15 protein-coding genes and 1 riboswitch are annotated in these 14,993 nt (G+C 60.8%); of the genes, 9 read left to right on the top strand and 6 right to left on the bottom strand.

Going from position 1 to position 14,993, the window contains the following annotated elements; all coding sequences use genetic code 11:
• Positions 1–174 precede the first annotated feature (174 nt).
• Entirely contained in the window at positions 175–789 is a 615-nt protein-coding gene (locus JFN90_RS10270; RefSeq protein ID WP_199395028.1) for a GyrI-like domain-containing protein, read from the bottom strand.
• A gap of 93 nt (positions 790–882) precedes the next feature.
• Positions 883–1,278 (bottom strand): hypothetical protein, encoded by a 396-nt coding sequence (locus tag JFN90_RS10275; protein ID WP_199395029.1) that lies wholly within the window; start codon positions 1,276–1,278, stop codon positions 883–885.
• Between the two features lie 171 nt (positions 1,279–1,449).
• Between JFN90_RS10275 and JFN90_RS10280 the strand changes: the two genes are divergently transcribed.
• Positions 1,450–1,785, top strand: coding sequence for a hypothetical protein (locus JFN90_RS10280; protein WP_199395030.1), 336 nt, complete (start codon positions 1,450–1,452; stop codon positions 1,783–1,785).
• A gap of 140 nt (positions 1,786–1,925) precedes the next feature.
• Here JFN90_RS10280 and JFN90_RS10285 read toward each other — a convergent pair whose 3' ends face one another.
• Positions 1,926–2,354 carry a hypothetical protein gene (locus JFN90_RS10285; RefSeq protein ID WP_199395031.1) on the bottom strand — a complete coding sequence of 143 codons (429 nt, stop codon included), beginning with the start codon at positions 2,352–2,354 and terminating at the stop codon, positions 1,926–1,928.
• Positions 2,355–2,490: 136 nt separating this feature from the next.
• Here JFN90_RS10285 and JFN90_RS10290 point away from each other — a divergent pair, with 136 nt between their 5' ends.
• The 3 genes from JFN90_RS10290 to JFN90_RS10300 all read left to right on the top strand — a co-directional run bounded on the left by JFN90_RS10290 (position 2,491) and on the right by JFN90_RS10300 (position 4,840).
• Positions 2,491–2,814: an MGMT family protein gene (locus tag JFN90_RS10290; protein ID WP_236018934.1), complete on the top strand. Its 324-nt coding sequence runs from the start codon at positions 2,491–2,493 to the stop codon at positions 2,812–2,814.
• A 201-nt stretch (positions 2,815–3,015) separates the two neighbouring features.
• Positions 3,016–4,137 carry a sensor histidine kinase gene (locus JFN90_RS22525; RefSeq protein ID WP_199395032.1) on the top strand — a complete coding sequence of 374 codons (1,122 nt, stop codon included), beginning with the start codon at positions 3,016–3,018 and terminating at the stop codon, positions 4,135–4,137.
• A gap of 148 nt (positions 4,138–4,285) precedes the next feature.
• Positions 4,286–4,840, top strand: coding sequence for an NADPH-dependent FMN reductase (locus JFN90_RS10300; RefSeq protein WP_199395033.1), 555 nt, complete (start codon positions 4,286–4,288; stop codon positions 4,838–4,840).
• A gap of 196 nt (positions 4,841–5,036) precedes the next feature.
• Here JFN90_RS10300 and JFN90_RS10305 read toward each other — a convergent pair whose 3' ends face one another.
• Together JFN90_RS10305 and JFN90_RS10310 are read right to left on the bottom strand one after the other, a co-directional pair.
• Positions 5,037–5,729 (bottom strand): C40 family peptidase, encoded by a 693-nt coding sequence (locus JFN90_RS10305; protein WP_328755535.1) that lies wholly within the window; start codon positions 5,727–5,729, stop codon positions 5,037–5,039.
• Between the two features lie 298 nt (positions 5,730–6,027).
• Positions 6,028–6,234, bottom strand: coding sequence for a hypothetical protein (locus JFN90_RS10310; protein WP_199395035.1), 207 nt, complete (start codon positions 6,232–6,234; stop codon positions 6,028–6,030).
• A gap of 363 nt (positions 6,235–6,597) precedes the next feature.
• Positions 6,598–6,674: riboswitch (cyclic di-GMP riboswitch) on the top strand.
• Positions 6,675–6,736: 62 nt separating this feature from the next.
• Here JFN90_RS10310 and JFN90_RS10315 point away from each other — a divergent pair.
• Positions 6,737–8,875, top strand: coding sequence for a coiled-coil domain-containing protein (locus tag JFN90_RS10315; protein WP_199395036.1), 2,139 nt, complete (start codon positions 6,737–6,739; stop codon positions 8,873–8,875).
• Positions 8,876–8,891: 16 nt separating this feature from the next.
• Here the strand turns inward: JFN90_RS10315 and JFN90_RS10320 are convergent, their stop codons facing one another.
• A complete protein-coding gene (locus JFN90_RS10320; RefSeq protein WP_199395037.1) occupies positions 8,892–9,104 on the bottom strand; it encodes a GSU3473 family protein in 213 nt (70 codons plus the stop codon).
• Between the two features lie 429 nt (positions 9,105–9,533).
• Here JFN90_RS10320 and JFN90_RS10325 point away from each other — a divergent pair, with 429 nt between their 5' ends.
• The 4 genes from JFN90_RS10325 to JFN90_RS10340 all read left to right on the top strand — a co-directional run bounded on the left by JFN90_RS10325 (position 9,534) and on the right by JFN90_RS10340 (position 14,948).
• On the top strand, positions 9,534–12,275 hold the full coding sequence (locus JFN90_RS10325; protein WP_199395038.1) for an OmcA/MtrC family decaheme c-type cytochrome: 2,742 nt from the start codon (positions 9,534–9,536) through the stop codon (positions 12,273–12,275).
• Between the two features lie 101 nt (positions 12,276–12,376).
• Positions 12,377–13,678, top strand: a complete 1,302-nt coding sequence (locus tag JFN90_RS10330) for a porin family protein (protein WP_199395039.1) — start codon at positions 12,377–12,379, stop codon at positions 13,676–13,678.
• The gene (locus tag JFN90_RS10335) at positions 13,678–14,112 is read left to right on the top strand and encodes a cytochrome C (RefSeq protein WP_199395040.1); all 435 of its coding nucleotides are present in this window, start codon (positions 13,678–13,680) and stop codon (positions 14,110–14,112) included. Before JFN90_RS10330 ends, JFN90_RS10335 begins: the two co-directional genes overlap by 1 nt.
• On the top strand, positions 14,100–14,948 hold the full coding sequence (locus JFN90_RS10340; protein ID WP_199395041.1) for a cytochrome C: 849 nt from the start codon (positions 14,100–14,102) through the stop codon (positions 14,946–14,948). The genes JFN90_RS10335 and JFN90_RS10340 overlap by 13 nt, the downstream gene beginning before the upstream one ends.
• The last annotated feature ends 45 nt before the right edge of the window (positions 14,949–14,993 follow it).

Raw genomic sequence — 14,993 nt, forward strand, 5'->3', positions numbered from 1 at the left:
AGTCTGGCAATATTGCACTGTAACTGCGGCCGTCCTTGGCAACAACTCATGCCCTGCCCCACGCCCTCCGATGCGTATCACACTTCCCGCTGTTTCTATTGCAATTCTTTAAGCTTAAGCTGACCTTGAATAGCGCTCGCTGTGCCCGTACTCTTCTTTTAAAATCGATGAATTTCATGACGACATTGGTTGCCTGATGATAGTCTTCCATTTTTCTGGCGCAGCGCGCCGGATATCGCTTAAATAGATCTCGTGGTGCTTTCCTCTCCTCTCGCTGCCACTGCTTTCTATAAAGGAATGGACCTTCTCAATTGTGGGCCCTTCCTCCGTGAACGGCCCGACATACAGTATCTGTGCGGCCTTCCCCTCTTTGAAGGCTTCAAACCTTGCCAGAGAAAGAGACACTAGCTTTTTCTTCCGTTGCACTTCCTTTGTCGCTGCGTCAACCAACGCGGACGTAATAAAATCCGGCTGCATAACCATCACGGTCCATTTCCAAAGGTCCTTTTTACCTGTCGTGAATGCAGAAGGATCGTCAGACCACCAGAGAGCCTCGAGTGGCAGCACGCCGTAATCGATGCCCGCTTCTCCTTTTTTGAGCATGAACTTAAGCGTATAAGAAAGCGAAAACAGGACCTCTACGGCATCCTTGAATTCCTGCGCCGTGTTGGGATCCCCTGCACCGTCGATCATGAGGAAATTCATCTCAGGGACTTCCACACTTTCGACTTTCTTTGCAGACGGACCATAGAGGTGCTTTAACTGCTTCAAACAGTCGATCTTGTCCACTTTACCTCCTCTTTCTACTGCTCAATACTTGGGGTAAAAGAGGGTAAAAAGGGGACAGGCTACTTTTTGACCTGCTCTTCAGCATCCTCCCTTTTAACCCGCTCTATAAAATCTAACCAGCGACATGAAAAGCGCGAAGGTGTAGCCGTAGGTGAAGCTGTCCAGGAAGAAGACTTGCCGCCCCCTGGACTCCTTTAGCCGCCGCAAGCCGGCCATGGTCGCTCCACAGAGAAGCGGCGCGTACACGAGGCCGTACCCCTGGAGGTGTTTTAGATGAAAGATGTGATTGGGCACAATCCAGAGGCTCGCCACCCCCGCCAGGCTGCCCAGTAAAATGGTTCCGAAGAAGGCCAACACCGGATGTCTGCGATCGCTTTTCCGGAAGGGCTCGACGAGCGACCGCATGCCCAACTCCACCAGCAGTTGAAAGACAAGGTTGGCGAACAGCTCCCACAGTAGACCGAAAACCAGCTCAAAAATCGCTTCCAAGAAAACTAGTCCCTCCTGGTTCCGTCTTTACCACCCTCGGTTAAGGGACGGGCAGTCGCACTTGTCTCCATCGGCCCATTGTTTGAGGGGTAGGTTGGGGATGGTCAAGAACCTCTGCAGTTAGGCACTCTAAATTAACGTCGGTTCCCGTTCAAGTTTATTTTTCCCGCTTTGCACAAGGCACCCAAGTGCGACTCGCTCATCGCGTTGGGTTACTCGCTCATCGCGTTGGGTTACTCGCTCATCGCGTTGGGTTACTCGCTCATCGCGTTGGGTTACTCGCTCATCACGTTGGGTTACTCGCTCATCGCGTTGGGTGACTCGCTCATCGCGTTGGGTTACTCCCTCATCGCGTTGGGTGACTCGCTCATCGCGTTGGGTGACTCGCTCATCGCGTTGGGTGACTCGCTCATCGCGTTGGGTGACTCGCTCGACGCGTTGAGTGACTCGCCTGCCGCGTCAGGTGACTCACGTGACGGCGGCGGTGAACTGCGGAGCATCGAATAGGACGGAACAGATGGCAGATGGCCTGCGCTTGGAGAGGAGAAGATGAATGAAAAGATGAAACGGAAAGGTAGGGGGATGCCAGATGACATCCCCCCGGTTTAAATATCCGGGCCGTTGGCCCTGGTGGCGGAAGTTAAAAGTTAGGCGGGAATGCTGTTTTTGACTTCTTCCTGCACGGTCTGAGTTGTGGCAGTTGCCTTCGACCTGGTGTGCGCCCTTCTTTCTTTGGCAAGACGGAAACCTGAGACGATGAGGATCTCAGGAGTTCGCAGTGCCGCCAGTTCCAGAAAAGAAGCCACTTCATCCATCAAAACAACCAGTTTCGCCTGGCTCGTTACACGCTCCGCAATAACGACTTTGCTCCCAAGCATCGACTCGTGATAAAGTGCGTCGTGCCTTTCCGATGCCGCGAGATACGCCTCCAGCACTGTTTGATGCGTCGTCCAGAATGAATCAGGGAACCTCGTTTTGTCGGCTAAGGCATTTCTTACACTCTGGTTGATTCCATGAAACTTCGTTGCCCCCGCGGTCCGGTAATCCCGCAGTACTCTCTCGGCCTGAGGAGTCACATCGCACCTCCTTTTTTCGCCAACTCGAAGTTTAATTAGAGAAGCACAATTCTTCCGCCTCGTCGAATACTACTATCCTGCTTGAGGTATGCAAGCGGAAGAGGCATAAATTTAACCGGTCGAGCATCCGCAGAAAATGCTCTCAGTCGCGATGACCTCATCCACCTACCAAGACATCTATGCCGTCGTCTCCCAAATCCCCCAGGGACAGGTGGCGACGTACGGGCAAATCGCGCTGCTGGCCGGCCTGCCGGGACATGCCCGCCAGGTGGGCTACGCTTTGAGCGCGCTCAACGATGCTTCCGTTCCCTGGCACCGCGTCATCAACGCCAAGGGGGAGATCAGTCCCCGTTCCGGCGGCGGCCATGACGAACTGCAGCGACTGCGGTTGGAGGCCGAGGGGGTCCGTTTCGACTCCTGCGACCGAATCCCGCTCGACCGTTACCGCTGGCAGCCGTAAAACCCTGAAAGGCATATCACCACGGTTCTCACAGCAGGACTTCCCCCCACTCACAACAACGCCCCTAAAAGAACAATTTGACATAACGAACTAAAAAATATTAAATTAACTCCATTGTTTTCCCATCAGATCCTACACCCACCACCTTCCCTTTGGCATAGACAGCTTGTTCTGATCGGATTTACTCCCTTGGAGGCTGCTGTGGATACCTACTTCGCTCCCGCCGAACGCACCACGAACGACCAATTACAAGAAGAAATCACAACGGTCACCACCAGCCCCGTCATCCAGGAACTGCTGCATAGCATCGGCGGCTTGATTGCGGTTCTGGATGAGCACCGCCAGGTCGTCGGCCTCAACGACTCTTTCTTGAAGACATTGGGCGTCGATGACCCGGGTTCGGTACTGGGGCTTCGCCTGGGCGAGGTGATGGGGTGCGTTCACAGTAGCGACGGGCCCAACGGCTGTGGGACCACGCGCTACTGCAGCACCTGCGGTGCGGTGGTAGCCATGGTAGCGGCACTCAACGGCGAAGGACCGGTGGAAGAGTTGTGCTCGCTGAGTACCCAAAAGGATGACACGACCCGCGAATACGCGATCATGGTCCGCGCCAGCACCCTGACGCTCGAGGGGCGAAAGTTCATCCTGCTCTTTCTGCACGACGTGACCCTGGAACACCTGCGCGCCGCGCTGGAGAGAACCTTCTTCCACGATATGGGGAACATGTTCACCGGTTTGCTGGGCGCAAGCCAGTACCTGGTCAGGGAAGATCACTCCGAATTCGCCTCCATGATATATCGCGCCGCCCTGAGGCTGCACAAGGAACTGGAGATCCAGAGATGTCTCTTCAAAAACGATTTCCTGGAGTACCGCCCGTCCCGCGACGACACCACCGCGGCTGAACTTCTGGCCGAACTGAAAGGGATCTTCTCCAAGCACGACGCGGCTAGCGAAAAGTCGATGCTGCTGCCCGACTCGCTCCCCCTGCTCACGGTGAAGACCGACCAGTCACTGGCGTTGCGGGTGATGGCGAACATGGTCCTCAACGCCTTGGAGGCGACGGAGGAGCATGGCGAGGTGAAGCTTTGGTTCGAACAGGAACAGGATACCTTGCAATTTTGCGTCTGGAACGAAAAGGCGATCCCTGACGAGGTGCAGTGCCGGATCTTCCAGCGCAGCTTCAGCACCAAGGAGGGGCCGGGTCGAGGCGTAGGGACCTTCTCCATGCAACTGATCGGCGAGAAGATACTGGGAGGGAAGGTCAGCTTCTCCTCCTCCACGCAACAGGGTACCCTGTTCAAGTTCCAGATACCCGCCCACTAGCCCATCTCCCCCACGTGGTCAGAAACAGGTTCCTGGAGAGCTACTTTAGGTGCCGGACTGATACGAGACCTCGCCCGTGATAGCAAAGCCGTGACACGGTGCTATAGTCATAGCTGTGATAATTACGCTATCAAGGGAGGAGAAGGTTATGAGTCAGTACCAGATTGCCGTCATCGTTGGGAGCCTGCGCCGCGACTCGATCAACCGCAAGCTCGCCAACGCGTTGATCAAGCTCGGACCTGCTGATTTCTCATTCAAGCTTTTGGAGATAGGCGACCTGCCGCTGTACAACCAGGACGACGACGACAAACAGGCGCAGTCTGTCGTACGCCTTAAAAGTGAGGTCAAGGCGGCGGCGGGACTGATCTTCGTTACGCCTGAGTACAACCGTTCCATGCCGGGGGTACTGAAGAACGCGCTGGACAACGCTTCGCGCCCCTACGGCACCAGCGCCTGGACCGGCAAACCCGCCGGCATCCTGGGCGCTTCCATCGGTCAAATCGGCACCGCGCTCGCGCAGCAGCACCTGCGCAACACACTGGCCTACCTCGACGTGCCGACCATGGGGCAGCCGGAGGTGTTCATCCAGGTGAAAGAAGGCTTCTTCGACGCGGCCGGCGATGTTACCAGCCCCGATACCGTCAAGTTCCTGCAGGGGTGGATGGACCGCTACGTCCCGTGGGTGAAGCGCCACGCGCAGTGACGCCGATTCCCCCACTAATTAAAAAGCCCACCGGGTCAGGCCGGTGGGCTTTTCTTTTTGAGTTTGGCAAGTGCTGCAAATCCCCCCTGTCCCCCCTTCGCAAAGGGGGGAACGTGAGTTCACCTGCGGCGCTTCGTAGGGTGCATGCTATACGCTTCCGGAGGAGTTTATTTTTCCCGGGTGACTGCGAACTGGCTCAGATGACGCGTTTGGCGCCCAGGTAGCGCGGGCGGTAGTAGTCGCTGTTCATGTCGGAGATGGTGACCTCACCTTTGCCGGAGGAGGCATGGATCATCTTGCCGTCGCCAAGATAGATCCCGACGTGGGACGGGTACTCCGCGTAGGTCTGGAAAAAGACCAGGTCTCCCTTGCGCAGCTCGCCTGGAGCGACGTTACTGCCGACGTTGATCTGCTCCCGGGCGGTACGCGGCAGGTCGATCTGGTTGGCGTGGAATACCTGCTGCACGAAGCTAGAGCAGTCGATGCCATCCGCTCCGTCCCCGCCGAACCGGTACGGGGTGCCAAGGTAACGTGCTGCGGTCTGGCTGATATGGTCGATCTCGGTTGCAGCGTGGCTTGTCAGCGAGGGAAGCGCCGACGGGACCGGCTCCCCCTCCACCTCTGCCGTCTCAAGGGCGGCGGTCCCGCGGTAGGCGGTGGGGAGGCCGAGCCCGAGGTCAAAAGCGGCAGGTACCGACCGCAAGGCCTGGCCGGAAGCGGCATCGGACCTCGCATCTGAGACTGCCAGGGTCAGGGTACTTTGCATCATCTGAACTCGGAGCATTTCGGCCGCGACCCGGGGCGATACCGTTTCCCTACCGGCGGGTCCGCTGGCGGACTGCAGCAGGGACTCGAATCCCGAAGGGGTCGAAGAAGCCTTCTTTTCCACACACGCCTCACGCGGCGACGCGATGGGAGATGTTACCTGTAAAGAATTTATGGCCATTGTTTGTACTCGTCTCGGTCCTGCCCCGGCACATCGAGGCGCCGCAGCGGGCACTTTTTTGACGCGGAAAGTCAGCGCACCGTCACCGCGCACCGCCTTGAGCACCGGAAACACGGATTTCTTGTCGTTATACTGCGGGATGGAACAATCGCATCCTGTCGTTGCAATTTGGCAGCCAAGAGGGGAAGGGCATTGAAGTGGGAGGCATGCAGAGGCTGGACCGGGGACGGGACGTGACGGCTCAGTCGCCGAAGGCTTCGCTGTCGGAAATCTCAGCGGACTCGCGGGAGGTCTTCACCACGGTGCCCCGGTAAAGGATGTACTGCCTTTGACAAGCGCAGGAATACGACAACCTGACGCTCCAGTGGGCCTGCACGTAACCGGGGTACTCGTTACGCAAGCCGCACTCACAGGTAAACCCATTGTCATCGTGCTCTATGTTCGCCATGAAATCCCCCTGCCCTGCCACAACAAAATAATGAAGATTCCAGTTACACATCCAGTTCGCAGTTATTTTCGTGTCATATCAATCATTTTATCATGAAGAACGTGCCCCCGGCCCCATTAAAAAGGAGCCGTTTTTTCTGTATACGATTCTATGCAGCTCCACATGAAAGTCAACTTGCCGTCCGGCAGGATTTGCAAAACCTCCCTTCCGTCGCCGTTGCAAACAGGCGGTTGCCGACTGTAACCGGCGACATGCCCTTTCAGCAAATGCCAGTTGCTATAACGCCCCTCAATAGTGTAATGTATTCAATGCCCTACACATAGGCAGCCAGCCCGCGCCGGCGCCCCCTCATACAGAATCGATACACGATAATACTAAACCACTCGCGAGGGTGGGGCGGAAAGCCCATTGGGTCTCACGAAGACAGCCGGGTTGCCGAAATATCATATTAGGCAACCCGACTTTTTTGTTCGGTAACCGAGCAGCGGATACTGGAGGTCTTATGCTGGCACTCGATAGTACCATAGGCTGTATCGAAGTATCCGAAGCGGATGTACTCGCTCTCTACCGCTCCGCCCCCATTCCCCGCAGATCCGAAAAACGCTCCGACACCATGGAGGCCTACCTCTGTGCCGTCAGAAAAAAGACCCTGGTGAAGGTTTACCTCGCGCTGGTGGTGAACGATCACCGCATCTACGTCTACTCCACCCCCGGCAAAGGTAAAAACGAGCAGGAATATCCCCGAGAAATCCAAAAAGGGCTGAATTGTGCCAAGGCCATGGGGTTCGCCCCCGAACAGGTCGATCTCAGCTACAGCCCGGCCATGCGCGAGGTGGTGGTGCGCAACACCAAGGTCCTGCGCCTTCCCGGGAGCAAGGGAACCGGAGGCCTCAAGCACGGCCTGGCGGGCGCCCCGGTCCTCCCCATCCTCGGCAAAGACGCGTGCGAGGCTCCCGAACCGGCTGTGGCCATCCCTGCGCCTGTAATCACTCCCGCTCCGGTGCCCGTCGTCGCCGCGATGGCCGCGCCAGCGGCGGAAGAGAGCCAGGGCGGCGAACTGCTCGCGGCGTTGGCCCAACAGCAGCGCGAGCAGTTAGCCCTGGCAACCGAGCGTGACACCCTGACCGCGCAGTTGCAGCGGCTCACGGCACAGCACCACGAGACGGCGGACCAATTGGCCGCCGCGCGCCAGTCCGGTGAGGAACTGGCCCGGGAAAGAGACGCGCTGCGCGACCAGCAACGACAGGCCGACGAACTGGTGGCGGCAAAGGACTCTGTGATCGCCCAGTTGGAAAAGCGTTACGCAGACCAGGGCCTTCCGCTGGAGGCGCTGACCAAGGAAAACGCGGACCTGACACGTGCGCACAGCGCGATGCTGGAAAGCTTGGCCCAGACCCGGCAGGACATCGCCCGGCTTATGACGGAAAGAGACGCGGCACTGGCAGACGCCGGGACAGCCGCGCAGCAGCACAAGGAAACCGTTACGCTACTAGAGGAGGCCCGCCGGGAACTTGAGGCCGCGGCCACCAAGGCGACCGGTGCCCTGCAACGGGCCGAGGCACTGGAAGAGTCTGCACGGAAGCAGGAGCAAGAACTCGACGCCCTGCGTCGGGAACTGGCGGGCATGACCGCGGAAAGGGATGCGGCGCTGAAGCGGGTCGCGACTCGCAACGAAAAAAAGGGAGCCGATCCCGACCTGGAACGACTGCGTCAGGACCTGGAACGGCTGCGCCAGGACCTGGAGCAGGCTGGTGCGGACCGGGACGCCGCGCTGGCGCGCCTTGCCGCCATGGAAGAGGAGCAGGCGCGGGCAGCCGAGGCGAGAGCGACGCAGTTGGGGCAGGAACTCGAGCGACTGGAGGCCGAGAGGGATGCCGCCCTGCAGCGGATCGCTGTGTTGGAAGGGTGCCAGGAGGCGGAATCCGAGAGCTCGGAAGCGGAATCCGCAAGGCCGGAAGCGGAATCCGAAAGGCCGGAGGAGGAATCCTTGCCGGCGCGAGTCCTGTCGGGACTTCAGGATGCCGGCGCCGAGCCCGGCCCGACCGGCACCGAGACGCTCCCCCCATTCTCGGAGTCGCAGGCGCCGCCACAGGCGGGACATCCCTGGGATACACCCACTGACGCTGCGAAGATCCCCCAGCCGGCCCAACCGGCCCAAGCAGCCCGAAGCTTCTCGTTCGGAGAGCAGGAAACGTCCTTCGTACCCCTGGGGGACCTGCAGGGCGGTTTCTTCTCGGCCAGCGACGACGGAGAACCGGTCCGGTTCCTGCTGGAAACCGGCCTGGACGCCATCGACTGCCCGGCCGCGGAGGTCCTGGAACTGCACCACTCCATCAACAACGCCTACCTCTCTCCCGAGGGAACCGGGGGACAGGAAAGCTGCCAGGGGTACGTCTGCTCTCTGCGCAAAGGGGAAGGGAAGGAGGTTTTCGCAGCCATCTACGGCACGCAAAGCCACCGCACCAGGGTATATCTTCCGGAAACCCAGCCCGAGGACGACGAGTCCTACGCCAGGACGGTACGCAGTGCCATTAGTTTTGCCGAAGAGGTGGGGTTGATGATGGAGCGGGTCCCGCTCGAGGCAGCCGGAGCGAAACGACTGGAATGCCTCAAGCGGTGCCCGGCACTGAGGGTGGCCTAGGCCACGAGATGTAGCGTCATGCCTGCTTTCTCTTGAAAAGGAAGTCGCTCCACCTTTCTCCCGCCCGGGTGAGAGGCTGCTGCGACTTCCGTATCGGGTCACGCCCGATGTGAACCCACCCGGAAGACCTCTGAAAAGCGACGATCTTATTTTCCCGGATCAGGTAATCAAGCATATAGGTAGGGACTTTCTTTTCTTCCCCGTTTTCAAATATCACCGTGATGCCCATTCGGTTCTCCGTTTGGAAGCACTTCCCTGTCTGACCTGAAACGTCAAATTCGACACCCACCCCCTTCTTCATAAATCATGCCAGCCACCTTGCATTCTATCCCACGGACCCACCCGATTCAAGGTGTTATTGCCCCGCAATAGCGTCGGTTCCGACACCCCGAAACACGCACGCCCCTCATCACGCCGCAGGTTCAAAGCCGTTACAAAAAACGCGTGCCGCCCTTGCTATTTCATGAACAACTGCTAAGTTTCTACCTTATGTTTGAAATCTCTAATAATAATCAGGAGGTGTTCACATGATCGTGACGGACTACGACAGCTCATAAATCCCGCCGTTACCGAGATCCCCCCCTAAGCAGTATCTGCGTGGCTTTCTTTCCGGGTCCAGAAGCAGCCTTCATGCGACACCCAGAGACAAGGAGGATTTATGCAAGACAAGCTTTTGAAACGGTTCTCAGCTTTCTTGGTTGCATCGACCGCGGCCACAGCTTTGTTGCTGGGCGGCTGCGAAGGGGACCGGGGTCCCAGGGGCGCACAAGGCCCTGCGGGCAGCGGCGTATTCACCAACCTCAGCTCCTCGACTGCAGACCAGCAGGCCAATATAACCTTCGACCAACAAAACAGCACCGTCAACAGCGTCACCATCCAGAGCCCGCCGGTGGTCACCTTCACGCTGAAGACCGCCAGCGGCCAGCCGGTGGAGGGAATCGGCAGGAGGAACGCCTCGGGTCAGCTGAGCAACCTGGCCTTCACCATCGCCAAGCTGATCCCCGCCAGCAACGGCACCCCGTCCCATTGGGTCAGCTACATCGTGACCACCGCCCCCACCGACGGCTCGGCCCCCACCGCCACCAGACCGACCAGGGATCGCGAAGGGAAGCTCGAGTCCCTTGGCGACGGCAAGTTCCGCTACACCTTCGCGCGTGACATCAAACTGGTGCAGAGCCAGGTCAACGCCATGACCTTCAGCGGCAACAACCGCAGAAACGACCTGGGCGACCTGACCTACGACCCGACCCTCACCCACCGCCTGGTGATCGAGTACGGCGGCAACATCGTCAACACCTCGCCGCAGCTGATCTACAAGAACGCCATCAACATCGTGTACGATTTCATCCCCGCCACCGGCGCGAGGGTGACCTCGTCGACGACCGGTGCGGCCGAGCGCAACATCGTGCTCACCAAGTACTGCAACGAGTGCCACGGCAACCCGGGCGACCCGACCGACCTCAACCAGCAGGGGTGGGGCCTGGGCATCACCACGCCGCACGCCGGCCGCGTGGACACCCGCTACTGCGTGCTCTGCCACACCAGCCAGCGCGCCTACGGCAGGGCCATCTCGACCGCCACCGCGGGTGCCTTCACCGGCACCACCTACGTGACCGCCGATGCCGGCGTCACCGACCCCACCACCGGCGAGGCGCAGATCCTGGGCGAGTTCGTCACCCTGATCCACAAGATCCACATGGGCGAAAACCTGACCGAGACCGGCTACAACTACGCCGGGATCCAGTTCAACGAGATCGCCTACCCTGAAAGTGCAGCCCTGTGCCGCAAGTGCCACCGCGGCGAGACGGCGCAGCAGTTGGCGGTAACCCCGCAGGGGGACAACTGGCGCACCATGCCGAACCGCAAGGCCTGCGGCAGCTGCCACGACAACATCGACTTCGCCACCGGCACCAACACCACCGGCCCGGCCCATCCGGTCTACACCAACGACGCGAGCTGCAACGCCTGCCACACGCCGACGGCGATCACCGAATCGCACGCACAGGCCCTGGTGAGCCCGCTCAACCCGGTCGCTCCCGCCGGCCTGACCAGCTTCGAATACCAGCTCTCCAGCGCAACCGTGGACGGCAGCAACAACCTGACCATCAAGTTCCGCATCCTGGGCAACGGCACGCCGGTCACCCTGGCCACCCCCGCCGCGGGGCTCACCACCTCCCTCGCCGGCTTCACCGGCGGGCCGAGCTTCATCCTTGCCTACGCGAAACCGCAGCAGGAAACCGCCGGTGCGGTACCGGCGGACTACAACAACTTGGGCAAGGTGGCGGCGCAGCCTGACACGGTCTCAATCACCACGCTGCTCAACACCGCCAACGCGGCGATAGGGAACATCGCCGGCCCCGACAGCAGCGGCTTCTACACCGCCACCATCAACTCCGCATCGGCCTTCCCGGCCGGTGCCCAGATGCGCGCGGTCGCCATGCAAAGCTACTGGACCCAGACCGGCTTCGACGCCTCCATCGCCGGCCGCCACACCCGCGCGGTGATCATCCCGGTCACCGGTGACGCGATGCGCCGCACCGTGGTGGATCCCGACAAGTGCAAAAACTGCCACGAATTCTTCGAGGCCCACGGCGGCCAGCGCGTCTACCAGACCCAGGTGTGCGTGACCTGCCACAACCCGAACCTCACCACATCGGGGCGCACCATCAGCGACGCCAAGCTCGCCGGCTTCGCCTTCACCCAGATCCAGCTCGGCATCCTGACCACGTGGGATCCGGCCTTCAACAAGGCGACCCCGGGGTACGCGCTCACCTTCCCCGAGTTCTCCAACAACTTCAAGGATCTGATCCACGGCATCCATGCCGGCGCGACCCGCACCAACCCGATCCGCGACGTGCGTAACGGGCCGAGCGCCAGCATCACCCTGATCGCCGGCGAGGAAGTCACCTTCCCGAACATGCTGGGCAACTGCGACGCCTGCCACGTCACCCAGCAGAGCTACACACCTGACGTGATCGAGGCGCTGCGCCCGAGAGTGCTGCCCTCGACCGAGGTGACCAGGAGTGCCGCGTCGGTAGCCACCCCGACCACCGCAACGCTCACCGCGGCCCGTGCCACCGTCCCGAACAATGAGGACCTGGTAGTGGCGCCCGTTACCGCGGCCTGCGTCTCCTGCCACGACACCCCGCTCGCCAAGGCCCACATGAACGCCAACGGCGCGCAACTGGGCGCGGCCCTGGCCGGACCGTCCTTTACCAACATGGGCGTCGCCCGCTCGACCCTGCCGTCGGCCACGGAGCAGTGCACCCTGTGCCACGGCCAGGGCAGGGTGGCCGACGTGATCATCATGCATGGGCAGAACCGCCCGGCGCTGGTGCCGTCCAGCCTCACCACGGGCAGCTCCGCGGCACGCATGGTGAAGTTGCTCCTGAATTGGTGATGCTCTACCTGTAACCTGCCGGGGGCGCTAGCGCCCCCGGTTTCATTTGCAACTGCATTTCCCCACGGTAACCAGATCGAACCATGAAAGGAGGAAATGTCTTGAAAATCAAAGAGAGAAAAACGACACCGGCGCCCCCAGGCGCATGCAAGGCGGTGGCGAGCATCCTGTTGGCCTGCTCGCTGGTTGTCCTCGGCCACCAAAGTGCCGACGCCACCGCGATAAACGGGAATTCAGAGACCATCCTGCGCATGAGGGAGGGGGTATTCGACGAAAACCTGTTCCCGCTCTACGAATACCTGAACTTATCCGCCAGCGACGCCGCCGGCCCCGGCGCGATCTCGCTGGAGATCGGCGGCTGGGGGCGGGTCGACCTGGGTGACCGCAGCTTCGAACACCGCACCGACGGGGACATCCAGTACGGCTTCCTGAGCTATCGCGCCAACCGCGGCAACTTCACCGCCAACGCGGGGCGGCAGTGGGTGGTCGAGGGGGTGGGGACCGAGCGCATCGACGGGCTCTACCTGAGGACCGACCTGCTCGGGGGCTTCACCGGGGCGGCGTATGTCGGCAACCCGGTGGTGACCCAGCCCGATTTTGACGGCGGCGACCTCATCTACGGTGGGCGCCTCGCCCACTCCATGCCGAAGTACTACTCGATAGGGGTGAGCGCCCTGAGGAACCAGGTGAACGGCGAAGGGATCCGCGAGGAGGAGGGGGTGGACCTGTGGCTGCACCCGGTCGCCATGGTGGACATCACCGGTCGCTCCACCTACAACTCGCTCACCAAAGGGTGGATGGAGCACGCCTACACGGCCAGCTTCACCCCCACCGAGGCACTCCGGGTCTCGGCATCGCTGCAAAACGTCCACTACGAGGACTATTTCTACCAGGTGACCACCAACACGCTGAGCCTCACCAACGGATTCATCGCACCGGACGAAGAGATGTGGAACGTCGGCGGCAGCGTCGGCTTCAACGCCACCAAGAACATCGGCCTCTCCGCCGAGTACAACCGCTACGAGTACGACCTGGCCGGCAGAGCGGACTACTACGGGGTTACCGGCAATTTCAGCACCACCACCGGGCTGGCCGCCGGGTTGTCCTTCCATCGCATGGACGGATCGACCGACCGGCTGCGCTACAACCAGTACCGCGCCTGGGCCACGCAGAAGTTCGGTCCCGCCGACCTCACCCTCGACTTCTTCGACGTCGATTTCGACGGCAGCATCAGCGGGCGCGAGAACACCTTTTCCCTGGCGGCTGCCGCCGGGTATGATTTCAGCCGAAACCTCAGGGTCGCAGCCGACGTCGACTACATCCGCAGTGCGGACTTCGACAACGAACTGCGCGGCCTGATCAGGCTCAGCTATGCCTTCGGCGTTGGAAAGGAGGGGAAATAGTGAAAAATACAGCGTATCTAATGATAGTGGGAATCATGCTCTCCTTCCTTTACGCCTGCGCCAATACCAACAGCATCGCCCGCGTCCATCCGGAAGAGGTCAAGGGGCTGCCCCGGTGTGCCGAATGCCACACCGACCAGTGGACGGCGCTCAGCCACCAGACCCAGGACTTCTACCTGAAGCATAAGATCTACGCGGCCCAGCAGCGCGAAGCCTGCAACACCTGCCACAAGGAGTCCTTTTGTGTCCGGTGCCACGCGCACAAGGAAGAGATCAAGCCCAGCGACAAGTACAAGGACCGGCCCGAACTGTCGCTGCCTCACCGGGGCGACTACCTCAGCCGTCACAGGGTTGAGGGGAGGATCAACCCCGCTTCCTGCCTGAAATGCCACGGGCGGCAAAACAATGAGAGGTGCAAAACATGTCACAAGTAAACAGACCAACTCAAGCTCTTGCCATGCTTTGGTGCCTTTTGGTCCTGTCGCTTGTCGGCTGCGGGGATAACAACAACCACGCCAACTTCGATCCCGACAAGGGTGCCCATCCCTCCGACTGGGTGCCGGCCCGGCATGCGGTAGCGGCCATCGGCCACCTCGAGGACTGCGCGCCCTGCCACGGCACCGATTTCAGCGGCGGCATCTCCAAGGTCGCCTGCACCAGTTGCCACCTCGGCAACCAGGTCGACGTCCACCCGCTGGAATGGGATGGGCGCGACTATGCCCTGCACGGTCAGTGGATCAGGCAGCGGGTGGCGGCCACCGGGATCGATATCAGCGCCCTCACCACGGGAGCCCTGGCGACCACCTTTCCGGACCAGGCCCGCTCCGCGACGCAAAGCTGCGCCACCAGCCTCTGCCACGGCACCGACTACCGTGGCGTAGCCAACTCCGGCCCTTCCTGCTTCGACGACCAACCCGGCGTCGTCGACTCGAGCTGCCACGCCGGCAACGCCTTCTCCGTCCACCCGCTAGACTGGTTCCCGCCGCGGTTCACGGTCCGGGCGGGAATCGCCATGCCCACCATCCTCCCCGCGCACGCCCCGTACGTCCAGACCTACGGCGCGGCGGAATGCATCATCCCCGTCTGCCACGGCAACGGGTCTCCGCCGACCATCAACGCCGGCGCCGGCAGCACCAGGATCACCGGCACCACCCCGACGACGCCCAACCCCCAGAATTTCGGTTACCAGGGCTTCGTCGGCTTCACTACCGGGCGCACCCAGGTCACGGTGACCAACACCGGACGCCTCTGCGCGGCCTGCCACATCTAGCAGTACCCGAAACCGGAAACGAGAAAGGGGGCCCCTGTCCAAAGA

The organism is Geomonas propionica (assembly GCF_016458235.1).
GTDB classification, from domain to species: Bacteria; Desulfobacterota; Desulfuromonadia; order Geobacterales; family Geobacteraceae; genus Geomonas; species Geomonas propionica.